The sequence below is a fragment of the Sodalinema gerasimenkoae IPPAS B-353 genome (assembly GCF_009846485.1).
Classification (GTDB): Bacteria; Cyanobacteriota; Cyanobacteriia; order Cyanobacteriales; family Geitlerinemataceae; genus Sodalinema; species Sodalinema gerasimenkoae.
In genome coordinates this window covers 2,401,233-2,424,331 of the sequence record NZ_ML776472.1, presented here as the reverse complement: position 1 = coordinate 2,424,331, position 23,099 = coordinate 2,401,233, and the positions used below count along the sequence as shown (strand labels likewise).

Genomic DNA, 23,099 nt, shown 5'->3' with positions numbered 1-23,099 from the left:
TCCTAAATTATTCGGGCGCGTGCTCAAGACCACGCTGCACCGGGCCATTACGTATGAGCCTCCTTACCATCTTTATTGAAAACAAAGCGGTTGGCAACGGTTTCGGGTTGGATCGCCGAGAGAATCACATGACTCGAATCGGTGACAATCACTGCGCGCGTGCGACGACCATAGGTCGCATCCACCAACTGACCCCGCTCTCTGGCATCGATAATGATACGCTTAATGGGAGCCGACTCAGGGCTAACGATGGCAACAACGCGATTCGCCGAAACGATATTGCCAAAGCCGATGTTAATAAGTTGAATATCCATGATTAATCCTTGGCTATCTCGTGTGAGGGGGGTAGTAACGACAGTATCTAACTCTCATGGTAGATAGAATCCAAAATTTTGGCTCAGGTGGCGCAAATTCCTAGAAAATCCCATCCCCCTTTCGCTCCCCGTCATCATCGCGATCGCCATTAGCTCAATTCAAGTTCCCATAACGATTTCAGCCCTTCACCCGTCCTGTGCAACCCGTCGATTTCACCACCCTTTGCGCCATTTATGCCGATTTCCGGACATTTTGGCTGCCCGCTCGTCTTGAACAAGTCATTCAAAGCGATCGCACCCAACTGGCCCTAGCCCTACGCACCCTCGACCGCCGTGGCTGGCTCCGTCTATGTTGGCATCCCCAAGCTGCCCATCTCTGTCTGAGCAGTCCCCCCCCCAAAGTTCCCGACACCTTCACCTTCAGCGACCAACTGCGCCATCAACTCAAAGGACTGGCCTTAGTTGAGGTGGCCCCCCTCTCTCCCTGGGAACGAGTCCTCGACTTTAAATTTGCCCGTCGCCCCGGAGATCCCCTTCAGAGTCATCTCTACGTGGAAATCATGGGCAAATACAGCAACGTGATTCTCACCAACGCCGAGAACCTGATTATCACCGCCGCCCATCAAGTCAGCGCCCAACAGTCTCGCGTGCGGCCAATTCTTACCGGACAACCCTACGAACCACCCCCAGCCATGAGCGGGGCCACCCCCCGATTGGATGAATCCTTCGAGCGTTGGCAAGAGCGCATCAGCTTGATTCCCGACTCTCTCCGGCGCAATCTCCTCAAACCCTATCGCGGCCTAAGTTCCGCCCTAGTGCGATCGCTCTGCGCCCAGGCCCAACTCAACCCCGAAATCTCCACCGACCAACTCTCAGACGCCGATTGGCAGCGCCTCTTTGACAGTTGGCAACAGTGGCTCACCGCCCTAGAAACCCAGACCTTTCAACCCGGCTGGACCGACAGCGGCTACACCGTCCTCGGCGGAGATGCCCAAACCCCCGCCGACAGCATTCAGACCCTCATTGACCGCTACTACAGCGATCGCCTCAACCAACAACTCTTCCAACAACTGCGCCATCAACTGAGCCAAAAACTCAGCCAAACCCTCAAAAAACTCAATCTCAAGCGGCAAACCTTCCGCGACAAACTCGACCAATCCGCCGACGCCGACCAACACCGACACCAGGCCGATCTACTCATGGCCCATCTGCAAGACTGGACTCCGGGCATGAGCGAAATCGTCCTAGCAGATTTTGAAACCGGCGACCCCATCACCATCCCTCTCGACCCCGAAAAGAATGCCGTTACCAACGCCCAGGCGCTCTACAAACGGCATCAAAAACTCCGACGAGCCAAACAAGCCGTTCAGCCCCTTTTACAAGCCACAGAGGCAGAAATAAGCTACTTACAACAAGTCGAGGCGGCCCTCGACCAACTTGATTCCTATCAGCAGGCCGCCGATCTCACCGCCCTCGAAGACATCCGTGACGAACTCGTCGAGCAAGACTATCTCAGCTCCCCCCAACATCGCCCTCAGAGAGAGAACGCCCCTGACCCCTTCCATCACTTTCAGACCCCCAGCGGTTTAGAGATCCTCGTCGGCCGCAACAACCGTCAGAACGATCAACTCTCCTTCCGCATCGCCACTGAATACGACCTTTGGTTCCACACCCAAGAAATCCCGGGGAGCCATGTACTGCTGCGACTTCCCCCCGGAACCCAGCCTGACCCGAAAGACCTCCAGTTTGCGGCCGACATTGCCGCCTACTATAGCCGTGCCAGAGATAGTGATGCGGCCCCTGTGGTCTATGCCGAACCCAAATATGTCTATAAACCCAAAGGGGCCAAACCCGGCATGGCTATCTATAAGCATGAAACCGTCCTCTGGGGTAATCCCGGAGAGGTCGAACGACAACTTGAACCAAAATAGCGACGCCCGAAACCCACGTCACCGAACGGCAGGTGGGGGTCAAGGAGCCGCCGAACTCAATGCCAAAGTTAGGGTTGATGACCTGGGCTTTAACGACGACTGAATCGCCGATTCTGAATGTGCCGATGCCACCCTGGCAGCACAGATTGCCCATGATTCCCGTACGAAGAAATACTGTCAGATGGCGGGGGAGCGGCATCTGGTGGTGTTGTTAGATGACGAGACTCGGTTCCGTAATGGGTTGCGCAAGCTGGGGTATAGTTTGCCCATGAGCAAGGGATAGTGAAGGGATAGTGTCATCCACCGACCTTGTTGCTCGGTGCGATACCATGAAGACAGCTTCTGGGAGGCTACCTTTATGACTTCAGGATCCAACAAACAAACGATTATTCGTAGGTAATACTACGAAGAGCAAAATTGTGAACGAAGGGCATTCGAGTTTATCTGCCGCCGCTGCACTGCACCGTAGAAATAGAGAAATCAAAGCTGGTGACAAGATTTGAACTTGCGACCGGCTGATTACAAATCAGCTGCTCTACCACTGAGCTACACCAGCACAAAACTTATTATACCCAGCTTCGGTCAAAACAGCACAAAAAAACTAGGGGACGATTCCGGAATCTATCGCCTGTCCATGGCCCTTAGTAACCTGAACCCGCCAGAAGGCAAGCGTTCCACCCGAGAAGGAGGTCCCCGCGTCACCTGAGAAGATCACCTCGTCAGTTGGCTCGTTGAAGGAGTAACCCCGCACTGTACCCCTTACTTGGTCGGGGTCGGGAGGATGCTTAGCTCTCTTGGGGGGGAAAGCACCGGTTTTTGGGCTTTTTGCTATGGTAATGGATAGGTTAAGTCATGAATCCCAGATGTCACAGGCTTCTTCTCAAGAGATTATCCAGCAACAACGGGCGCAATTGGAGGAGCTTCAGTTACAACTGGAGGTTGAACAGAATCAACGTGAGTTACTGACGCAACAACTCGCCTCTTCAGAACGCCAATTGCGGGGCATTTTAGGGGCAATTATGGATGTGGTCTTAGAAATTGAGATAAACGAGGGAGAAATCCAAGAAATTGATGTCGCCCCAACCCATCTAAGTGCCTTATATAATGCTCAAGATAGCCGCAGTGGCTGGGTGGATCGGATGATCACTCAGTTTTTTCAGCCGGAAACTGGGGAACATTGGCTCGCTCAAATTAAACAAGTTTTGGCGGATAGGCAACGGCGTGATTTTGACTATGTCTTGACAATTTCGGGTCGAGATGTTTGGTTTTCAGCCCAGATTTCTCCGTTAAGTCCCACTCGCGTCATTTGGGTGGCTCGGGATATTAGCGATCGCAAGTATTATTCCGATGCGCTACAACTAATTGTGGAGGGAACCACCTCAGAAACAGGTCAAGCGTTTTTTGATGCCTGTGTGCGCTATTTAGCCGAAGCGTTGCAGGTCCGTTATGCGATCGTGAGTGAGTTTGCCACGTCTCAACAAACTCGCCTGCGTTCTTTAGCCTATTGGACGGGAGAAACGTGGCATCATCGGTTTGAATATGATATTCAGAATACCCCCTGTGCAGAAGTTTTACGGGGGAATATTTGCTATTACGCAGACCGTGTCGCTGAGTTATTCCCCCATGATCGCGACCTCCAAGATATTGGCGCTGTGAGTTATGTGGGAATCCCTCTCTATAGTTCCACCCATGAGATTTTAGGGCATTTGGCTGTTATTGATACTAAAGCCATTCCGATTGATAAAAACTATGAGAAAATCCTAAGAATTTTTGCCGCCCGTGCGGGAACTGAGTTGGAGCGCGTCCAGGCAGAGAAAGCCTTAAAAGCCAGTGAACGACAGTATCGAACCCTCGTTGAAACCGCAAATTGTATTATTTTACGCTGGGATTTACAGGGTGAAATTAAATTTATCAATCAATTTGGCGCAGATTTTTTCGGATTTAACGTTGCCGAACTTATCGGTCAGCCCGTCTTAGGGACTATTGTCCCAAGGCAAGATTCATCGGGACAGAATTTACAAGAATTAGTCAAAGAAATATGTCGACATCCCAATAATTTCTTATCGAACGAAAATGAGAATATTAACCGGGCAGGCGAGCGATTTTATATTAGCTGGGTGAATCAGCTTACCCAAGTTGGAGACCAGTCTGAACTGCTCTCAATTGGCACAGATGTGAGGGATCGCAAACGAGCAGAGGATAGGCTATCCAAGAAACTCAAGCAAGAAACGCTCCTAAATCAAATTACCTATCAAATTCGCCAAAGCTTGGATATTCAGGAAATGTTTAAGGTAGCGGTTGAAGAAATCACCAAGGTCTTTCAGGTGAGTCGCTGTCATCTGCAAATCTATCAAGAAGAACCAACTCCAAACTTCCCTAAAAATGCAGAATACCGAGACTGTGACTATGCCTATTGTGATACCCATATCCTATGGGTTCGGGAAAATCCCTATGTTCAAAAACTGTTGGAGAGTGATTCTGCCCTAGCAACAGACAACTTGCCGGAGGATGACCTGCTGCAAGCTCTAGTTCCTGTCGATACTCAGCTCAAATCAATCCTGAGTATTCGGACTTCGTATCAGGAAAAAGCCAATGGCATTCTCAGTTTGCACCAATGCGATCGCCCCCGTCATTGGACAAAAGACGATATCAACCTATTAGAGTCAGTCGCCAGTCGGCTCGGGATTGCGATCGCCCAAGCGAATCTCCTTGCTCAAGCCAAACAACGCCAGGTGGAACTCGAAGCGGCCCGGCGGGGTGCGGAAGACGCGAATCAGGCCAAAAGCCAATTTCTCGCCAACATGAGTCATGAACTGCGAACCCCCCTCAATGCCATCTTAGGCTTCAGCCAACTCATGACCCGCCAAGGTTCTCTCAATGACGAACAACGCCACCATCTCGGCGTGATCCAAAACAGTGGTGAGCATCTCCTGCAACTGATCAACGAAATTTTGGATATGTCAAAAATTGAAGCCGGCCATATCCAACTCAATCCCACCCAGTTTGATTTATATCATCTGCTTGAGAGCCTAGAAGGGATGTTTCACCTCCGGGCATCCCAAAAGCTGATCCAACTCCAGGTACATCGCTCCCCCAACCTGCCCCAATTCATTGAAGCCGACGAAGGGAAACTGCGACAAGTCTTGATGAACCTACTCAGTAACGCCATTAAATTCACCGACCAGGGACAGGTTAACCTGCGTCTGTGCCGAATTAACCCAGACATCGAGGCCCTGGAGACGAGACCTCCAGCCTCTCATCTATGTATTGAAGTCGAAGATACCGGCCCCGGCATTGCTCCAGAGGATTTAGAAACCATTTTTGAGGCCTTTGTGCAAACTGACTTGAGCAGCCATCATCAGACTGGCACCGGTCTGGGCCTCGCCATCAGTCAAAAATTTGTTCAGATGATGGGGGGACAATTAGAGGTCGAGAGTGACCTAGGTTGCGGCAGTCGTTTTTATTTCTCCCTGCCTATTGTCGATGTACATCCGTCCCAGGTGACAGGGGTACAGTCCCCAACTTTGCAACGACGGGTGATCAGCCTCGCCGAGAATCAACCCGACTATCGCATTTTAGTGGTGGAAGATCGCTGGGAAAGTCGTCAGTTCTTGGTCGAACTCCTTAAGTCCGTGGGGTTTCAGGTACGTGAGGCGGAAAATGGTCAAGAAGCCATTGACCAATGGCAAGCTTGGCATCCTCATCTGATTTGGATGGATATGCGGATGCCACAAATGAGTGGTTATGAAGCTACAGAATGGATTAAAGCCCATTTGAAAGGACAGGCAACGGTCATTATTGCGTTAACCGCTAGTGCTTTAGAAAATGAGAAATCCGTCGTCCTCTCTGCTGGCTGCGATGACTTTGTTCGTAAACCCTTCCGAGAATCGACCATTTTTGAGAAAATTGCTCACTACCTCGGTGTTCACTACTGTTATGAGGACTCCTCCATCGACCCTAAGCCAGGGTCGGATTCCCGCCTCCTTTGCGAGTCTGAGATGGTGAACTGTCTAGGCCAACTTGGGCAAGCCTGGCGACAAAGTCTCAAAGATGCTGTGGAACTTGCCGATGAGGACTTAATTTTGAAACTCCTAGAAACTCTCCCGGATGACCAGGCTCCCTTGCGCCAAACCATTCGTCAACTTGTTGATGAATTTCAATATGGTACATTATTAGATAGACTTTCGTTTCCTTCTTTAGACTAATCATTCTAGAACCACCAGGACAGCACATCTATGCCTCAGGACAATACAAACGCCGATAGTTATCGAGGAGATATCCTAATTGTTGACGATACTCCTGAGAACTTAAAATTTCTTTCTAAGACTCTCTCCGAGCAGCGATATAAAGTTCGCAGTGTGACGGATGGAAAAATGGCGTTGCGGGTTGCAAATGCCGCTCCCGTTAACTTGATTCTTCTGGATGTTAAAATGCCAGAGATGGATGGCTATGAGGTTTGTACCCAGCTTAAAAAGCACGATAAAACTAAACATATTCCTATTATTTTTATTAGTGCCTTGGATGATATGCTTGACAAGGTAAGAGCTTTTAATGTGGGAGGAGTTGATTATATTACCAAGCCTTTTCACGTTGAGGAAGTCTTAGCTCGCATCGAAACTCATCTGAGTTTAGAGAACGCCAAGACAGAGATTTTAAAACTCAACACTGAGTTGGAAAATCGTGTTAGACAACGGACCCATCAACTGGAAAAAGAAATCTCTGCCCGTCAAGAAGCTCAAGAAAGATTGCTACATCTCGCCCTTCATGATTCGTTAACAGAGCTGCCCAATCGAGTGTTGTTTATGAAGCAACTGGGGCGAATTTTAGAGCAGAGCCAACAGAATCAAGATCATTACTTCTCCTTAATGTTGCTAGACTGTGATCACTTTAAGGTGGTGAATGATTCCTTAGGGCATCTGGTGGGCGATCGCCTCCTGATTGCTGTGGCTCGGCGAATCCAAACCTGTTTGCCCCCTGGGGTGATGTTGGCAAGACTGGGGGGCGATGAGTTTGCGATTTTGATTGAAGAGGATACTCCCAGGGGCGATCGCGCCCTAACTCTCGCGGATACAATCCAACAGGAGCTGAGTTATCCCTTTCAACTGGGATCTCAGGAAAACTTTACCAATGTCAGTGTCGGTATTGTCCTGAGTCACCCCAACTATGAGCAGCCAGAACATTTATTACGCGATGCTGACTCGGCCATGTATGAGGCGAAAGCCAAGGGGAAAGCTAGTCAGCGAATCTTTGACCCCAGGATGTACACCCAGGCGATCGTTCGTTTGCAAATGGAAACGGATTTACGGCGGGCGATCGAGCGGGGAGAATTTGTCTTGTATTACCAGCCTATTATCTGTCTTAAAACCAGGCAGGTTGCCGGGTTAGAAGCCCTCATCCGCTGGGAGCATCCCAATCGCGGTTTATTACTTCCCGGAGAGTTTTTACCGATCGCCCAAGATAGTGATCTCATGAGTCGGATTGACATCTGGGTCTTGCGGGAAGCCTGCTTACAACTAAAAAGTTGGCAAGACAATGCCAATTTATCAGATTCTATTTTTATGTCCACTAATCTGTCTGTCCATAATTTTTTACAGGGAGATATTATCGAGCAAATCTCTGATATTTTGATTGAAACAGGAGTTTCAGGGCATTGTTTAGAGCTGGAAATTACGGAAGAAAGCATTATCAGAAATCCCATTCGTGTTAACTCTATTTTGAATCAACTCAAAAATCGAAATATAAAATTTAGTATTGACGACTTTGGGACAGGGTATTCCTCTTTAAGCTATTTACATCAATTCTCCGTTGATAGTCTTAAAATAGACCGCTCCTTTATTGAAGGGATTTCTCCTCAAGGGTCCTCGCCTAGCAATATTAAAATTGCCCATACCATTGTTCAACTCGCCGAAAATTTGCAATTATCCGTAATTGCGGAAGGAATTGAGACCCTAGAACAACTCTCAGTATTAGAGGATTTGGACTGTACCTATGGTCAAGGCTATTACTTTTCACGGCCTTTACCAGCGGAGGCAGCGTTAAACTTTCTCACCTACTGTCAGCAGTCGGGTTAGCCGTCAATCCCCTTCATATAGCAAAAATTGGTCTGAATAGGACAAAAAATGGGGGAGAAGAAGGCAGTAGGCAGTAGGCAGTAGTGGTCTGAATAGGACAAAAAATGGGGGAGAAGAAGGCAGTAGGCAGTAGGCAGTAGGGAAGAGAAGGCAACAGGCAATAGGCAGGCTAGCAATAGGTGGGGAAGTCTTTCCCAACGAGCAAGTCCTAAGTCAATCTTCGATTGGCAGGCTAGCAATAGGTGGGGAAGTCTTTCCCAACGAGCAAGTCCTAAGTCAATCTTCGATTGCTATACCATTGCAGCTGGGATAGCGTTACAAAAATTAAGCCCCTGAGCAGCCTGTTTTGATCTAAGTCAAGGACATTGTCAAGATTTGATGACTACACTGGGGCTGTGGACAACCTATTTGTCCTTTGCGATGTCCCTAAAAGACTTTAAATCATGACAAATCCAACCCTTGACCTCAAGGTGGCGCGATCGCCGATTACGCGATTCAGTCTACCTGCCTGGTTAGTGCTGGTATGCGTGGTCACTTTCACGGTACTCATTGGGGCCGGGGCCGCCATCTACAAAAATGCTCCCCCCATTCCCGCAACAATTGTCTCGCCTCAACAGGAGAGCGTTCTCACTCAGGAGAATATCCAACTCGGACAAGAAACCTATCTCGCCCGAGGCGGACAGCATATTGGTAGTATTTGGGGCCATGGAAGTTATCTCGCCCCCGACTGGACTGCTGATGTCCTCCACCGTTGGGGACTGGCCACCGCCGGCATTCTCTATCAAGATAATCCCGACTTCACTCAAGCAGACTGGGAATCTCTGTCACGGATTGAACAAGCTCAACTCCAAGTTGAGGTGCAACAGGACTTCAAAACCAATCGCTATGACAGTGAAAGCCAGGCCCTAACCCTCACCGCTGCCCAAACTCGGGGACTGACAAAGGTTTTTGAGGACTATCACGATCTGTTATCCCGGGGATCTGTAACTCATTCGATTCCCAGTGGTTGGTTCACTGACGACGACCAAATCCGCAATGTTACGGCCTTCTTCACCTGGACGGCTTGGGCCGCGGCCGCCAATCGTCCCAATGCTCCCTTTTCCTATACAGCCAACTTTCCCCATGACGACTTGATCGGCAACCAAGCCCCGCCGCAATTCCTAATTTGGTCGATTGTGTCGATTATTGTCTTGATTGCGGCGATCGCCCTCTTCCTATTTATCTATCTCACTCAAGAAGATGCAGAAGAGGTACAAACCGTCGCTGAACGGCCCAGTATTCGCATCGCCACCCCCAGTCAAAAAGTCACGACCCTTTTTTTTGGAGTAGCCATGACTCTCTTTCTGGTCCAGATGCTCATGGGAATGGTGACGGCTCACTATGCCGTCGAAGGGGATGGTTTCTATGGCGTTCCCCTCCAGGACTACCTTCCTTACGCCGCCTCCCGAACCTGGCATTTACAACTGGCTGTGTTCTGGATTGCCACCGCCTTAGCCTTGATGCTGTTTGCCCTACGGGAGATTACCCCCGATCGCGCCTGGAATGAAACCTGGTTTAATCGCTCCTTCTGGAGTATCAACATCGGCTTAGTGATAATGATGGTGTTCGGCCTAATTCCCAGTGGCTTCTACCAACTGGTGCAATCGGTCAATCATGGAACCTGGTATGCTCGCAGTGCCGAGGTCATTGGTTCGGCCTGGATGCACTGGACAGTCTGGCTGCGGATTCCTGGCGATATTGTCTTTGCTCTAGGGGCCTTGTTGATGGTGGTCTGCGTCTTGCCGGCGATCGTTGCCATTTTCCAAGAACCCACTCAACCACAACCCCGAGAATCCGTAGTTCCCGATCCATCTTAGGGACCAGACATTACGTCGGGGCACGCCGCAACTGGGCTGCCCCACACTCACATTCAATAATTTAAGGAGACACCATGACCAGTTTATTTGAACGGCTTGGCGGAGAACCGGCAGTCGATGCCGCTGTAGACAAGTTCTACGGACGTGTGTTGCAGGACGATCGCATCAAACATTTTTTTGATGACACCGATATGGCTCGCCAGCGGCAACATCAGAAAGCCTTTCTCACCTACGCCTTGGGAGGTGGTAACTACACGGGACGCTCGATGCGATCGGCTCACAAGGCCTTGGTGGAAGAGCGAGGCCTAAAGGCAGAACATTTTGATGCTGTCGCTGAGGATCTGCTCATCACCCTGAAGGAGATGGGAGTTTCCGATGACTTACTCTCGGAAGTGGCTGCTGTAGTAGGGAATGTTCAGCATAAGAAAGATGTTCTGAATCAATAACCTAACCGGGAAGTTTTTAACCCTCTAAAAAACCCGATCGCCGGCCGGCGATCGGGTTGCTCTCTCACGCTAACAGAATGGATCAGGGTTGGCTTAGGCCCTCAAACTTAAGGGTTCGGTTTGATGAGAATCCTGGGCTTCCTGGGAGGGCAGGGCATTTAAGACGTCCCCATACTTGAAGGCTAGATGGCCGAACTCACGGGAGAGCCAGTCCAAAGTAAAGTTGCCCCCTTGGCGATCGCTTTCTAGGGCGATCGCTTGGGAAATAAGTAGAGCCAACTCTTGCAAGGTGAACTGCTCTAGAAGTTGCTTTTTCTGCTCGTTTAATCTAACCATATCCAAACCTCCTAAGCTATTCTCAGCTTAGCAATTGGGATTTTGGACTTCCTTAAAAAAACATAAAATGTAACATTCTGGGTCTGGCTTCTTGGGGTGCAATGGCAGCAATCCGTAATAGTACTTAAACCTCTCTCATCCTTTCGTCTGCTCTGATCCCCATTTATTTTTCCCCGATAGTCAGCCTGTTCTCTAGGGGATATTGCTTCTAAGACTGAATCATACTCCTGGATAAAACCCTAGGAATTGATGCCCGACTTAAAGCTCTTCTGACTGAAGTAACGCTTCAGAATCAGACGAAGGAACCTGGAATAGTACCCAATCCCCTTCGCTTGCAATCACAAGATAGGGGATATCAGGATGCCAATCTTCCTGAGTTAGGACATAGTCAGCCTCGAACTCCTGAGCCAACGTAACCAGTTGTTCCAGGGTATGTTGCCGATAGGTTGGGGCCTGCTCCCGCATCTTCTGCCATCGCCTAAACCACTCCTGTATACCCGCGTCGCTAAAGGGCAGACTTTTGATAGTAAAGACCACGGAGCGTTTAGAATAGGCTCGAAACTCGTGACTTGAGTCCGGCACTAAAATCAAACTATCCTTCGGGGTTATATCCTGAATATGATGTCCTAAACGGTAGAGATCTGAGTTGTGGAACCACTGTCGCTCTACGCGACCATCGAAGGGATTTTGTAAGGAACGCGGTAGCCACCCCCCTAATCCGAAAATCAGAATCAATAATGGAACTAATCCGATACTATACATCAAACCTGGAAATAGTCGAGAAATCCGTTGAAATTTATGGAGATTAGACTCAAGTTTTTGTACCCCTGCCGGAATCATTAAGCATCCCCAGAGAACCGCTAACCAACCTAGATCGCGAATCGATTGACTGGGGTTGTCTTGAATCTGGACAGTTAAAAGACTGGCGGTGATCCCTAAGGCGATCCAGCTCTGAATTTTAGGAATCCTGGGAAGCCAGAGATTCGTCAGAATCAGGATAAGCAAAATTGGAGCCAAGGCTAAGTTCGGTAGGACTAAAAGTGTTGCCATCAGGATAACCGAGCCAACACTTTTTTTTCGGAACAACTCTTGTGCTAACAATCCAAATCCCAACAATCCAAACAACTGCATAAATGGGGTGACTCGTGCAAGTTGCAATTTTGCAAAGAAGGTAATTGGATAAATCTCTACAAAAATATATCCCAGGGGTAATATCAAGAGTCCAGCTAGAATCGGTGATAACAGTTTATATTTTTCGTTTAATGCGACAGTTTTTAAGGTAATACAATTGAGAATAGCTAAACTTGAAAACACCCAAAAATTTAGCCATTGTGGATGTTGAAACCGAGAAAAAATAATATGATGTGGGTGGCGTATGACTCCATAAATATTTATGAATTCTTGATGGCTCAAGGCTTCGCTGCCTGTGAGTCCAGTCAGTTTCATAGGGATATAGACCGCTCCAGCACCTATCCCTAGGATGAGTAGTGGTAAAATCAGCTTTTGAAGCTTTCGCTGGCTGTAAGCATCTTTAAGAAGCCATGGAAGGATAAGAATGCCTGGGAATACTCCGACCAAAATCTGAAATAAGCTGGCTAAACCGAAGAAAAAATATCCTAAAATCCAGCGGCGAGAAACACAAAACACGAATCCCCAAACAGTAAGGCTAATTGCCCAAATTGCAGGGACTGGTTCAGTCTTGAAGAGGGAGACAAAACCGACTGTTCCTACAGGAGAATTCAGGCAGAGAAATGTGACGAGTGCGGCAGTTGCTAGAGAGGCTTGAAATTTTTGAGCCAGGGTAAATAGACCTAGTACAAATCCACTATAAGTGCAGGCATAGACACTCAAATAAATCCAGGATAAAGGAATCCCCAAGCTCATCAATCCTACGACACAAAGTTGGTAATAGTATCGAGGTGAGAATCGAGTAAACTCCTGAACATAAAAGTCATGAGGATATAAATCTCGATCGAGTAAAATGTCAATATAAGGAAAATGATTCAGGAGATTATCAGAGGCCAACTGATAACCATAAGCGATGAACGATGTAATCAAAAATCCAAGATAGACAAAAAACTTAGCTTGAAACAAAACGGATTCTGACTTGATCATGGTGTTTTGGTTTTAATCACTAAAAACAAGCAGACTCGGTTGTCATAATTCAAGCTGATTGGATAGAAAATAGCCTGAATTAAACTGAGTCAACGATGAGCAAGAAGAACCGCAAGACAAAAATCTTATATTAGGGTTTCAGGAGATACGGAGGAATCAGTGACTAGAGAACTTGGGCGCGCTCTGATCTAAAGACATGAACCTAGACCGACGTCAGACAAAGATTTGATGTTTCTATCAACCTGGCTGATTCCCTCAACTCCTGATTACCCTCCTAATGACGTGATGATGATAAGCTCTAGTCCGTTGTAGGCGAGAAAAATTTAGATGTCAAGATGCGTCTGGCTAGATTGCAGACAGAAAGCACGATATACTCCAAACGGACATGACTTATCTCAATAAACGATTCAAGAGACGATTATGGTAGCGGTAGCAATTCTGGCGGCCGGACGGGGAACCCGCATGAAATCTTCACTCCCGAAAGTCTTGCATCCCCTGGGCGGACGTTCTCTGATCGAGCGTGTCTTAGGGAGTTTAGACCCCATCGCCCCCGATCGCATCTTCCCCATCATTGGCTACCAGGGCGATCGCGTCCAAGACGCCCTCAGCCACTATCCCAACCTAGAATTTGTCCAGCAATCCCAACAACTCGGAACCGGCCATGCGGTTCAACAGCTTCTCCCCTACCTAGAGGGATATGAAGGGGAACTGCTCGTTCTCAACGGCGATGTTCCCCTACTGCGGACGAGCACCCTGCAACAGCTTCTGCAAACCCACCGCGATCGCCGCAACGCTGCCACTGTCCTCACCGCCCAACATCCCACCCCCCAAGGGTACGGACGCGTCTTCTGCGATCGCCGCAACGTCTTTGAACAGATTGTCGAAGATCGCGACTGTACCACCGCCCAGAAACAGAACCCCCGCATCAACGCCGGAATCTATTGTTTCGACTGGCAAAAACTGGCCCAAATCCTCCCCAACCTCAAAACCAACAACGATCAGGGGGAATATTACATCACTGACGCCGTCAACTACCTCAACCCTGTTACCGTCGTTGATGTAGACGACTACCAAGAGATTTTTGGCGTCAACGATCGCAAACAACTCGCCGTCGCCTACGACATCCTACAAACCCGTCTCAAAGACGAAGCCATGGCCAGCGGTGTCACTCTCGTTGATCCCCACAGCATCACCCTTGACGACACCATCGTCCTCGAACCCGATACCATCATCGAACCCAACTCCCACATTCGCGGTAACAGTGTCATCCAAAGCGGAAGCCGCATTGGGCCAGGAAGCCTGATCGAAAACAGTCATATTGGCGAGAATGTAACCGTTCTCTATTCCGTCGTCTCCGATAGTATTGTGGCTGCCGACAGCCGCATTGGCCCCTACACTCATCTACGCGGCCAGGCGGAGATTGGCCAAGGCTGTCGCATCGGTAACTTTGTGGAAATCAAACAAACCCAGGTGGGAGACAAGACTAATGTGGCCCACCTGGCTTATCTTGGCAACGCTACCCTCGGCGAGAAGGTCAACATCGGGGCGGGAACCATCACCGCCAACTATGACGGTGTCAACAAACACCCCACCCACATCGGCAAGGGCAGCAAAACTGGGTCTAATAGCGTCCTCGTCGCCCCCGTTACCCTCGGAGAAGATGTCACTGTCGCCGCTGGTTCTGTGGTCACCAAAGATGTTCCAGACGACAGCCTCGTCGTCGCGCGATCGCGGCAGGTGGTGCGTCGCGGTTGGCGGATGACCCCGAAAACCAACCCCAAAGCCCAAAACGCCTAAACCAAACCCCCCTGATTGAAGGCGTTTCAATCGGGGGGGTCTCAAAGTTTTTTTTAAACGGAGAGGGAGGGATTCGAACCCTCGATGGCTGTGACACCATAACAGATTTCGAGTCTGCCGCATTCAACCGCTCTGCCACCTCTCCAGGAGCGACCCCCATGGTAGCAGGTTTTGGGGGGAAAAGGCAAAAGAAGGCAATAGGCAGTAGGCAGCAGGCAGTAGGGGGGAGATGTAGGGGCGAACGGCTGTTGGCCCTTGTCTGGCTGAACTAGCCTTAAACTCGCACGGCGCGGTTGGACGTGCCTCGGGTTTCCATGTCGCGGGGCTTCTTCCCTCGCCAAATGAGTCGCATGGGAGTTCCCGTGAAGCCTAGCTGTTCCCGCAGTTGACGTTCAATGTAGCGACGGTAGTTGTCGTTGAACCGTTTGGGATCGTTGACAAATAGGGTAATCGTGGGTGGCTGGCTGCGAACCTGAGTGCCGTAATAGATTTTCCCCTGGCGACCTTGACGGTTGGTGGGGGGAGATTTCCAGGAAACCGCATCCTCCAAAACCTCATTGATGACAGAGGTCGTCACCCGGCGTTTATGTTCCGTACTGGCAATGGTGGCCAAATCCAGAATATTTTGCAGCCGTTGTCCCGTGTGGGCACTGACATAAACCCGTTGCGCCCAACTGACATAATAGAAACGACTATCAATATGTTGGTCATAGTCATAGATGGTGTGGGAGTCCTTGTCGATCGCATCCCATTTGTTGATGACCAACACACAGGCCCGTCCTTCCTCCACGATACGGCCCATCAGTTTCTGATCCTGTTCCGTCACCCCATCGACGGCATCAATGACTAATAAGACCACATCCGATCGCCGAATCGCTTTGAAAGCCCGGTTGATACTGAAAAACTCAGCCCCGTAGTCCACATGTTTCTTTTTGCGGATACCAGCGGTATCAATGAGGCGGTAACGGACTCCCTCTCGTTCCACAAGAGTATCAATGGTGTCGCGAGTGGTTCCTGAGATGGGGCTGACAATAGCCCGATTCTGCCCCACAAAGGCATTGAGAAGGCTAGATTTGCCCACATTGGGCCGACCCACGATCGCCACCTTGACTTCCTCGATTTCGTCTTCCTCCAGGGTTTGCGGGAGATAGGCGATCACCGCATCGAGGACATCTCCAATGCCGCTACCATGAATCCCGGAGACGGGGAACGGTTCACCGATGCCCAACTCCCAAAATTCTGCCGCTTGGATTAACCCTTGGTCAACGGATTCACATTTATTGACCGCGAGAACCACTGGAACCGACTGCTGACGCAACCAATCGGCAATTTCCCGATCAGCGGCGGTGGGCCCCATTTGCCCATCCACCACAAAGATAGCTACCTGGGCTTCTGCGAGGGCGAGGCGGGCCTGTTCTCGGATTTCGGGCAGAAATTCGCTATCGTCATCGAAGACGAGACCGCCTGTGTCTACCACTTGGAACTCGCGATCGCACCAAAAGGCTTGTTTGTAGGTGCGATCGCGGGTAATCCCCGGTTGATCATGAACAATGGCTTCTTTACCACCGGCCAGGCGGTTAACAATGGTCGACTTCCCCACATTCGGGCGACCAATAATAGCAACTATAGGACGTGGCATATAGTAAAACTGAGCGATTTAGCTTGTTATAGGATTGAAGTCTAATTATAGCTTTAGAAGAAGCAGCCACCCGATGCGGTCTTGAGGCGAGGAAAAAGGGAGAGAGGTATGACGCGGTGAACCCAGGCTTCACCACATGACATACACGACCCAGAGACTCTCTCCCCTTATACCTATCGGAAAAAAAACGCGAGTTTTACGGCGTTGGTCGAATTCTGTAACATAACTTTACAAAAAAGCCCGTATCGTCCTGGTGCCGTTCACTCTTTTGCCGTTTACGATTGCCCATCCCCTGTGTCTGATCCCTCTCCCGATATCTCTCAAGTCATTGATTACCGTCATCGTTCTCTAACCTACTCTCTCCGCATCTGGTGGCGATGGGGCGGACTGTCCCTGGGAACCCATCTCCTACTCTGGGGACTTCTCAACAGTTGGCGGGTGATGCCCTCTCCCCCAACCCAAACTACTGAGGAGGCGATTGTTCCTATTGAATGGGTGACCTTAGAGACAACGCCAGAGACAACAGACGAGGAGTCCTCCGAGTTATCACAAGACCCGGATCAGGAGTCTGCCTCTCCAGACACCGCAAGTTCTGATGAGATTGCCACAATTCCCCAATCTCCCACGCCCCAGCCAACACCAGTTCCTACTCCGGTTCCTACGCCCCAGCCAACACCTGAACCCACACCCGAACCTACGCCCCAGCCAACACCTGAACCCACACCCGAACCAACACCAGTTCCAACTCCGGTTCCTACGCCCCAGCCAACACCAGTTCCAACTCCGGTTCCAACACCTGAACCCACACCCGAACCCACGCCCCAGCCAACACCAGTTCCTACTCCGGTTCCTACGCCCGAACCCACACCAGTTCCAACTCCGGTTCCAACACCTGAACCCACACCCGAACCCACGCCCCAGCCAACACCAGTTCCTACTCCAATTCCGACACCCGAACCCACACCAGTTCCTACTCCGGTTCCGACACCTGAACCCACTCCCCAACCCACTCCAGAAGCAACACCAGTTCCTACTCCAGCCCCAACCCCAGCCCCAACCCCTCAACCCACCCCAGTTCCAACACCTGAACCTACTCCAGGCCCTTGGCAAATTCTAGTAGTGGGCGATCGCACCGTTGCCGACCGTGATATTCCCGACAATCCCCCTGAACTGATTCGTGCCTCAACCGAAACCCTTGCCCGAGATCTGGCCCCAGCAGACTTAGAACCCGGAACCCGACTCGACGTTCGCCTAATCATTGATACCGACGGACGGGCCGAAGTGGTCTTAGTCTTCAAACAGCCTGGAGATCAGCCATTGGGTTCCAACTATGAACAGTTTGCCCAGAGGATTATCAATAATTGGCAATTCTCCCCTGCCAGTAACGATGGCTTCGGGCCAGTTGTCTCTAACCACGCCGTAGACCTCCTGATCGAGTCTCCCTAGCCCCTCCGCAAAAAAAGATTGCCAAAGGGCTTGCTTTTCCCGGTGACTGTGTTATTCTAGTTAAGGTTCAAAACCACGCGGGCATAGTTTAGTGGTAAAACCTTAGCCTTCCAAGCTAATGATGTGGGTTCGATTCCCACTGCCCGCTTTTAAAACAGTCATCGTCTCCCAAGCAAACGGGGATTGTGAGCATCGGATCATGAGTCGTCGTCCCTGAGTGGTAACAGTTAAGGAACGACGACTGAGGGATTCTCAATTCACAAATGGACTGCAAATGGACTTAAGCCTCTTTTTCCTCAAAGTCCAAAGCAGCGGAGTTCATGCAATAGCGTAACCCCGTCGGTTGGGGGCCATCGTTGAATACATGGCCTAAATGAGCATCACAGCTTGAACAAAGGACTTCAGTGCGTTTCATAAAGAAACTGAAATCAGATTTTTCAGCGACATTTTCTTCATTGATAGGCGCATAGAAGCTAGGCCAACCCGTCCCAGAGTCAAACTTAGTTTCCGAGGTAAATAAAGGCGTTCCACAACAGATACATTTGTAAATCCCCGTTTTCTTGTTATTGTGGTACTCTCCGCTAAACGCTCGTTCTGTACCATGTTTGCGGGTCACCTTGTACTGTTCTGGGGTGAGCTGCGCCTGCCATTCAGCATCTGTTTTTTGAACTTTGTTAACCATTTCTAAACCCTAGTAAACTGCCATGATAGGATAATCTATTAGTCTGAGCTTAACACATATTTACAAACTGATCATCCCCGGCTTTACCTCTGGTCATCCCTTCCACCGAAGGGGTAAGGGGTAGATACTCCCTGTTCCCTGTTCCCTGTTCCCTTCTTTTGCCTCTTGCCTTCTCCCCCCCTACTGCCTACTGCCTTCCCCATGCTAGAAACCGAACAAACCCTCTTAAAGCGAGTTGGACTCATTGAAGACGCGATCGCTGATCGCCCCGCAGTCCGTCAGGCCCTATACGCCATCCGCCCCCATTGTGACTATCAAATCTTCGGCATCTGTGCCGAGAGTCCCCAAGAGGCGATCGCCGCCCTCAACCGTTACACCGATGTCCTAGGCTATCCTCGGGCCCCCGAACTCGATAGTCTCGACCTCGACGGGCCCGTTTACCTCAAATACAATCCCAAAACCGACCTCTATTATCTCAACCCCTATGAAGGCAACGAGCGAGGAGTAATCATCTCCTGTCAGTCCGTCTATGACGATGGCATCCGGGACACCTACGGCCATTTTCCCTTAGATTTATTTGATGAGATCTCCCCCGAAGAGATTCCCGAGGAGATTCCCTCAAAACTGCACCCCTAAGCGTTTTTCAGAGAGTATAGACCCGTGAACATCGCAATTCTCGGCTGTGGTTATGTCGGCGTAGCCGCTGCCCAACATTGGCAAGCCGCCGGCCATCACGTCACCGCCACCACCACCAGTCCCGAACGAGTTAAAGAACTAGAGGCGATCGCCTCCCGAGTCGAAGTCATCCAGGGGAACAACCCGGACGACTTGAAACGACTCTTACAAGGACAAGACACCCTGGTGATGAGCGTCGCCAGTAAAGGACGGGCCCCCTATAAAAGCGTCTATCTCGAAACCGCTCAAACCCTCGTCTCCGTCCTTCCTGAAGCCCCGGAATTACGACAAATTATCTACACCGGCAGTGGCAGCGTCTACGGCAATTGGGGCGGCGGTTGGGTGAATGAAACTACCCCACCTCAGCCAACGATGGAGAATTACGAGATTTTAGTCGAGACAGAACAGACCCTATTGAACGCTGCTAATGACGACTTGCGAGTCTGTATCCTGCGTCTGGGGGGGATTTATGGCCCCGGTCGAGAAATCCATCGTATTTATCGCAATTGGGCCGGACAAACCCGTCCCGGAGATGGCAATCGTCCCAGTAATTGGATTCATCTCGATGATATTGTCGGGGCCCTGGCCTTTGCCCAGGAAAAGCGTCTAGAGGGGATTTATAATCTGGTGGATGACGACCATCAGCCTACCCGGGCGGTGGTTGAGGCCGTCTGTCAAACCTATCAGTTGCCCCCCGTCACCTGGGATGGCTCAGAACCGGCCACTGTTCGCTATAGTGGCAAACTCTCCAATCAGAAGATTAAGGATGCCGGTTATCAGTTCATTCACCCGCAACGGACAATTTAAGCAGCGTGTCTGTGCAACTTGAGAAACCCATTGGCCAGGAGGCAGGATTACGCTTTCTCGATGCGGCCCTGGCCCGCGATCGCATCGCCCCGGCCTATCTATTTGTCGGGGCCGAAGGAATTGGCCGGGGGTTGGCGGCCCGCTATTTCGCCCGGCGACTGTTGGGAGACTCTCACCCCAATCTCACCAATCACCCAGATTTCTTGCTGGTGGAACCCACCTATCTGGACAAAAAAGAACTCTATACCATCAGCCAGGCCCGGGAGAAGGGACTCAAACGGAAATCCCCTCCACAAATCCGTCTGCAACAAATCCGGGAGTTAAGTCAGTTTCTCGCCAACCCCCCTTTAGAGGCCTCCCGTAAAGTCATTATTATCGAACAGGCCGAACGGATGGCCGAAGCGGCCGCCAACGGACTTCTGAAAACCTTAGAAGAACCCGGACGGGCCACGTTAATCCTCATCGCCCCGTCATCGGAGAGTCTTCTGCCCACCCTCGTCTCCCGCTGTCAACGGATTCCCTTTTCTCGCCTATCAAGTCAACAGATGGCTGAGGTTCTCCAGATGACGGGCCATGAGGAGATTCTCAACCATCCGGCCATTTTGGCGATCGCCCAGGGGAGTCCAGGAGTCGCCATTGCCGCTTGGGACCAACAAAACGCTATTCCCCCAGAACTTCTAGCAAAAGTCCATCAGTTGCCCCGCAGCCTGCGTGATGCCTTGGAGTTAGCCAAGGAGATTAGTAAAACCCTGGATACTCCTGAACAACTTTGGTTACTCGACTATCTGCAACAAACCTATTGGCATTCGAGTGGTGGGAGTCTCTCGCCAACAGTTCTCGGGGCGTTGGAGGAGGCCCGACGGCATCTGGGCCGTTTTGTCCAACCCCGTCTGGTTTGGGAAGTCACCCTAATGCAAGTTGCTTCCCTTCCCTACGTCTAAGACTTGAGAAGCCTCTGGCATGACCAACCAATGTTTAGAAGCATCCAAAAACAGCCGATTTTGCCGTTTAAACTCCCCTAAAATGCGAGTGACGGTTACACGATTGACCCCGATCGCATTGGCTAAGTCTTGATGCGTCAGCCTTGCTTTGAGGCGGATTCCCTCGGCGGTGGGTTGGCCCATCTCCCGAGTTAGCAGTCGTAGGAGGTTGTTGAGGCGATCGCTGGCTCGCTTTTGAGCCGTGATACTGAGTAAATGTTCTAACTGATAGAGTCGTTTGGCTTTTTGCTGAAGCAAGCTATAGCCGTGTTTGGGGCTATGTTGAATCTCATCGAGGGGATACCAGGTCATCAGAACCCGCGATAGGGCTTTCATGTGATGATTATGGCGGGTTGTTAATCCTTCTCCTAACCACATTGACGGGCCCACCCAACCGAGGACTCGTTCTTCACCCATCGCCATGTAGGTGTTGAGTTGCACCCAACCCTGACAAACTTGCCAAATCCCACTGGTGGCTTGCGGTAAGAGATCCCCGCGATCGTAAATCCGACTGACTCGCTGACGTGTGAGGGTCGATTTCATAATTTCCTCCCCGTAGGGTTTGTGGCAGCTAGGACTCGGAGATCGGAGATAAATAGATCTATCTTCTCCAACCTGCCCTGGGCTTACCATAAGGACTCAACGTTAAGTTTCCGTAAAGATTGGGCAAACTCTGAGAATGACATCTTATGTACTGACTCAAAGGAACTACAGGGTTGAAGGTTTGCGCAGCCTTTCTAAGTCATTGAGGCGCTAGAATAGACCATAGACAATGCTGCTCTCATCATTGTTGCTCTTAACTCCCTCTACTTGTCAAGTACGGTTCAGGACTTAACACTATGCGAACTATCCCTTGGGATGAGTCTTTGCGCGTTGGGATTGATACGATTGATCAGCAACACCAGCAACTCATTGAGCAGTTGAATCTCCTAATGGTGGCACTTCAAGAAAATAAAGCCAAGTCATAAATTGAAAGAATCATTATTTTTTTAGGTCGATATATTGACCAGCACTTTGGTTTTGAAGAAAACTGCATGAATGCCTATCAATGCCCCATTGCCTGTGAAAACAAACAGGCACATCGTTATTTCCGGCAGACCTTTGAGGATATTAAATGTCAATTTGAGCAAGAAGGGGCGAGTCTATCTTTGGTTTTAAAAGTCAACCGTAACCTTTTGGATTGGTTTATTAATCACATCCGTAAAATCGATATGCAGCTTAAACCTTATGCAACACCGTCGGGTGGCTCATCGTCGTAGATGGACTGTTAAGGTGAGGACAGGACAGTGGTAGAAGTCACACAGGGCCGGCGGGACAAGGGGAAATTTTGTAGGATCATAGGGGATGATTCCATCCAGCCTTGAGCAGATTAGACCTATGATCCAGTTTTTGGCGATCGCCCTAACAATTCCCCTCCAACTCCCGCTGGCCTTGGCCCTCGCCACGGTTCCCAGCCAGGCGGACTGCGGCTGGGTTAACCCCATCGCCGCCCCCACCTCCTCCATTTGGGGGCCCTGCCATCGTCAGTTATGGCAGGGATTGGCGGGTTCTGCCATCTCGGTGTATCGCCGAGGCAGCCTGAAGCAACCCCCCCAACCCTCAGCCACTCCAGCCATGAGAACCGTCTCCTTTGAAACCCAGGAACAGGGGAATTACAGTGGTTTCAACGAGTCCTTTGAACGACTCATTACAGAGGAGTCAGAATGGCGAGGGTTCTGGGAACAACTCCACGGGACCGTCTCTCCTTCGCCGAACGTCCCCGAGATTGATTTTGAGAATTACAGTATCATCGCCGTGGGATTGGGCGATCGCGGGGATGGGTCTTACGGTGTTCAGGTCGACCGAGTGCGACAACAAGGGCAGGAACTCGTCGTCCACTACCTGGAAACTCGTAGCTGTGGCATGGCCACTATGGCGATTACTCAGCCCTATCACATCGTTCGCATTGAGCGCACCAGCCGTCCCGTAAGTTTCCAACATCATCAGGCCCCTCCAGACTGTTAG

At 50.3% G+C, this 23,099-nt stretch carries 19 protein-coding genes and 3 tRNA genes; 14 read left to right on the top strand and 8 right to left on the bottom strand.

Going from position 1 to position 23,099, the window contains the following annotated elements; all coding sequences use genetic code 11:
- Positions 1–47: 47 nt before the first annotated feature.
- On the bottom strand, positions 48–314 hold the full coding sequence (gene remA, locus L855_RS10640) for an extracellular matrix/biofilm regulator RemA (protein ID WP_068789673.1): 267 nt from the start codon (positions 312–314) through the stop codon (positions 48–50).
- A gap of 197 nt (positions 315–511) precedes the next feature.
- Here remA and L855_RS10635 point away from each other — a divergent pair, with 197 nt between their 5' ends.
- A complete protein-coding gene (locus tag L855_RS10635; protein WP_159787834.1) occupies positions 512–2,245 on the top strand; it encodes an Rqc2 family fibronectin-binding protein in 1,734 nt (577 codons plus the stop codon).
- Positions 2,246–2,729: 484 nt separating this feature from the next.
- On the opposite strand, the gene L855_RS10630 is transcribed toward L855_RS10635, so the two are convergent.
- A tRNA-Thr gene (locus tag L855_RS10630) sits at positions 2,730–2,801 on the bottom strand.
- 307 nt (positions 2,802–3,108) lie between these two features.
- Here L855_RS10630 and L855_RS10625 point away from each other — a divergent pair.
- From L855_RS10625 to L855_RS10610, 4 genes are all read left to right on the top strand, one after another.
- Positions 3,109–6,450, top strand: coding sequence for an ATP-binding protein (locus L855_RS10625; RefSeq protein WP_159787831.1), 3,342 nt, complete (start codon positions 3,109–3,111; stop codon positions 6,448–6,450).
- Positions 6,451–6,480: 30 nt separating this feature from the next.
- Positions 6,481–8,316 (top strand): two-component system response regulator, encoded by a 1,836-nt coding sequence (locus L855_RS10620; protein ID WP_159787828.1) that lies wholly within the window; start codon positions 6,481–6,483, stop codon positions 8,314–8,316.
- Between the two features lie 443 nt (positions 8,317–8,759).
- Complete coding sequence (locus L855_RS10615) at positions 8,760–10,172, top strand: cbb3-type cytochrome c oxidase subunit I (protein WP_159787825.1); 1,413 nt, start codon at positions 8,760–8,762, stop codon at positions 10,170–10,172.
- 74 nt (positions 10,173–10,246) lie between these two features.
- A complete protein-coding gene (locus tag L855_RS10610) occupies positions 10,247–10,618 on the top strand; it encodes a group I truncated hemoglobin (protein ID WP_159787822.1) in 372 nt (123 codons plus the stop codon).
- Between the two features lie 93 nt (positions 10,619–10,711).
- Here L855_RS10610 and L855_RS10605 read toward each other — a convergent pair whose 3' ends face one another.
- Positions 10,712–10,954 carry a hypothetical protein gene (locus L855_RS10605; protein ID WP_159787819.1) on the bottom strand — a complete coding sequence of 81 codons (243 nt, stop codon included), beginning with the start codon at positions 10,952–10,954 and terminating at the stop codon, positions 10,712–10,714.
- Between the two features lie 258 nt (positions 10,955–11,212).
- Positions 11,213–13,069 (bottom strand): DUF6798 domain-containing protein, encoded by a 1,857-nt coding sequence (locus L855_RS10600; RefSeq protein WP_159787816.1) that lies wholly within the window; start codon positions 13,067–13,069, stop codon positions 11,213–11,215.
- Between the two features lie 420 nt (positions 13,070–13,489).
- On the opposite strand from L855_RS10600, the gene glmU reads away from it, so the two are divergent.
- Positions 13,490–14,866 carry a bifunctional UDP-N-acetylglucosamine diphosphorylase/glucosamine-1-phosphate N-acetyltransferase GlmU gene (gene glmU / locus L855_RS10595; RefSeq protein ID WP_159787813.1) on the top strand — a complete coding sequence of 459 codons (1,377 nt, stop codon included), beginning with the start codon at positions 13,490–13,492 and terminating at the stop codon, positions 14,864–14,866.
- Between the two features lie 58 nt (positions 14,867–14,924).
- On the opposite strand, the gene L855_RS10590 is transcribed toward glmU, so the two are convergent.
- Positions 14,925–15,011 (bottom strand) — tRNA-Ser (locus tag L855_RS10590).
- A 129-nt stretch (positions 15,012–15,140) separates the two neighbouring features.
- Complete coding sequence (gene der, locus L855_RS10585) at positions 15,141–16,505, bottom strand: ribosome biogenesis GTPase Der (RefSeq protein ID WP_159787810.1); 1,365 nt, start codon at positions 16,503–16,505, stop codon at positions 15,141–15,143.
- Positions 16,506–16,799: 294 nt separating this feature from the next.
- On the opposite strand from der, the gene L855_RS21155 reads away from it, so the two are divergent.
- Complete coding sequence (locus tag L855_RS21155; RefSeq protein ID WP_192925025.1) at positions 16,800–17,951, top strand: energy transducer TonB; 1,152 nt, start codon at positions 16,800–16,802, stop codon at positions 17,949–17,951.
- 77 nt (positions 17,952–18,028) lie between these two features.
- Positions 18,029–18,099, top strand: a tRNA-Gly gene (locus tag L855_RS10575).
- Positions 18,100–18,231: 132 nt separating this feature from the next.
- Here L855_RS10575 and msrB read toward each other — a convergent pair.
- Positions 18,232–18,633 (bottom strand): peptide-methionine (R)-S-oxide reductase MsrB, encoded by a 402-nt coding sequence (msrB, locus tag L855_RS10570; protein WP_159787807.1) that lies wholly within the window; start codon positions 18,631–18,633, stop codon positions 18,232–18,234.
- 201 nt (positions 18,634–18,834) lie between these two features.
- Here msrB and L855_RS10565 point away from each other — a divergent pair, with 201 nt between their 5' ends.
- The 3 genes from L855_RS10565 to L855_RS10555 are packed head-to-tail and all read left to right on the top strand — an operon-like array spanning position 18,835 to position 21,056.
- Positions 18,835–19,269, top strand: a complete 435-nt coding sequence (locus L855_RS10565) for a DUF1824 family protein (protein WP_159791069.1) — start codon at positions 18,835–18,837, stop codon at positions 19,267–19,269.
- 24 nt (positions 19,270–19,293) lie between these two features.
- Positions 19,294–20,115 (top strand): SDR family oxidoreductase, encoded by an 822-nt coding sequence (locus L855_RS10560; protein ID WP_159787804.1) that lies wholly within the window; start codon positions 19,294–19,296, stop codon positions 20,113–20,115.
- A 5-nt stretch (positions 20,116–20,120) separates the two neighbouring features.
- A complete protein-coding gene (locus L855_RS10555) occupies positions 20,121–21,056 on the top strand; it encodes a DNA polymerase III subunit delta' (protein ID WP_425500568.1) in 936 nt (311 codons plus the stop codon).
- On the opposite strand, the gene L855_RS10550 is transcribed toward L855_RS10555, so the two are convergent.
- Complete coding sequence (locus L855_RS10550; protein WP_159787802.1) at positions 21,024–21,638, bottom strand: Crp/Fnr family transcriptional regulator; 615 nt, start codon at positions 21,636–21,638, stop codon at positions 21,024–21,026. The genes L855_RS10555 and L855_RS10550 overlap by 33 nt on opposite strands.
- Positions 21,639–21,934: 296 nt before the next feature.
- Here L855_RS10550 and L855_RS22215 point away from each other — a divergent pair, with 296 nt between their 5' ends.
- The 3 genes from L855_RS22215 to L855_RS10540 all read left to right on the top strand — a co-directional run bounded on the left by L855_RS22215 (position 21,935) and on the right by L855_RS10540 (position 23,099).
- Positions 21,935–22,063 (top strand): hypothetical protein, encoded by a 129-nt coding sequence (locus tag L855_RS22215; RefSeq protein ID WP_281349495.1) that lies wholly within the window; start codon positions 21,935–21,937, stop codon positions 22,061–22,063.
- Positions 22,064–22,354 carry a bacteriohemerythrin gene (locus L855_RS21840; protein WP_343039358.1) on the top strand — a complete coding sequence of 97 codons (291 nt, stop codon included), beginning with the start codon at positions 22,064–22,066 and terminating at the stop codon, positions 22,352–22,354.
- A 118-nt stretch (positions 22,355–22,472) separates the two neighbouring features.
- Complete coding sequence (locus L855_RS10540) at positions 22,473–23,099, top strand: protease complex subunit PrcB family protein (protein WP_159787799.1); 627 nt, start codon at positions 22,473–22,475, stop codon at positions 23,097–23,099.

Coding starts and splice junctions, on each gene's coding strand:
- L855_RS10615 (WP_159787825.1), top strand. CDS start 8,760: ATGACAAATCCAACCCTTGACCTCAAGGTGGCGCGATCGCCGATTACG.
- L855_RS22215 (WP_281349495.1), top strand. CDS start 21,935: ATGCGAACTATCCCTTGGGATGAGTCTTTGCGCGTTGGGATTGATACG.
- L855_RS10600 (WP_159787816.1), bottom strand. CDS start 13,069: ATGATCAAGTCAGAATCCGTTTTGTTTCAAGCTAAGTTTTTTGTCTAT.
- L855_RS10565 (WP_159791069.1), top strand. CDS start 18,835: ATGCTAGAAACCGAACAAACCCTCTTAAAGCGAGTTGGACTCATTGAA.
- msrB (WP_159787807.1), bottom strand. CDS start 18,633: ATGGTTAACAAAGTTCAAAAAACAGATGCTGAATGGCAGGCGCAGCTC.
- L855_RS10550 (WP_159787802.1), bottom strand. CDS start 21,638: ATGAAATCGACCCTCACACGTCAGCGAGTCAGTCGGATTTACGATCGC.
- L855_RS10625 (WP_159787831.1), top strand. CDS start 3,109: ATGTCACAGGCTTCTTCTCAAGAGATTATCCAGCAACAACGGGCGCAA.
- glmU (WP_159787813.1), top strand. CDS start 13,490: ATGGTAGCGGTAGCAATTCTGGCGGCCGGACGGGGAACCCGCATGAAA.
- der (WP_159787810.1), bottom strand. CDS start 16,505: ATGCCACGTCCTATAGTTGCTATTATTGGTCGCCCGAATGTGGGGAAG.
- remA (WP_068789673.1), bottom strand. CDS start 314: ATGGATATTCAACTTATTAACATCGGCTTTGGCAATATCGTTTCGGCG.
- L855_RS10605 (WP_159787819.1), bottom strand. CDS start 10,954: ATGGTTAGATTAAACGAGCAGAAAAAGCAACTTCTAGAGCAGTTCACC.
- L855_RS10540 (WP_159787799.1), top strand. CDS start 22,473: ATGATCCAGTTTTTGGCGATCGCCCTAACAATTCCCCTCCAACTCCCG.
- L855_RS10620 (WP_159787828.1), top strand. CDS start 6,481: ATGCCTCAGGACAATACAAACGCCGATAGTTATCGAGGAGATATCCTA.
- L855_RS10610 (WP_159787822.1), top strand. CDS start 10,247: ATGACCAGTTTATTTGAACGGCTTGGCGGAGAACCGGCAGTCGATGCC.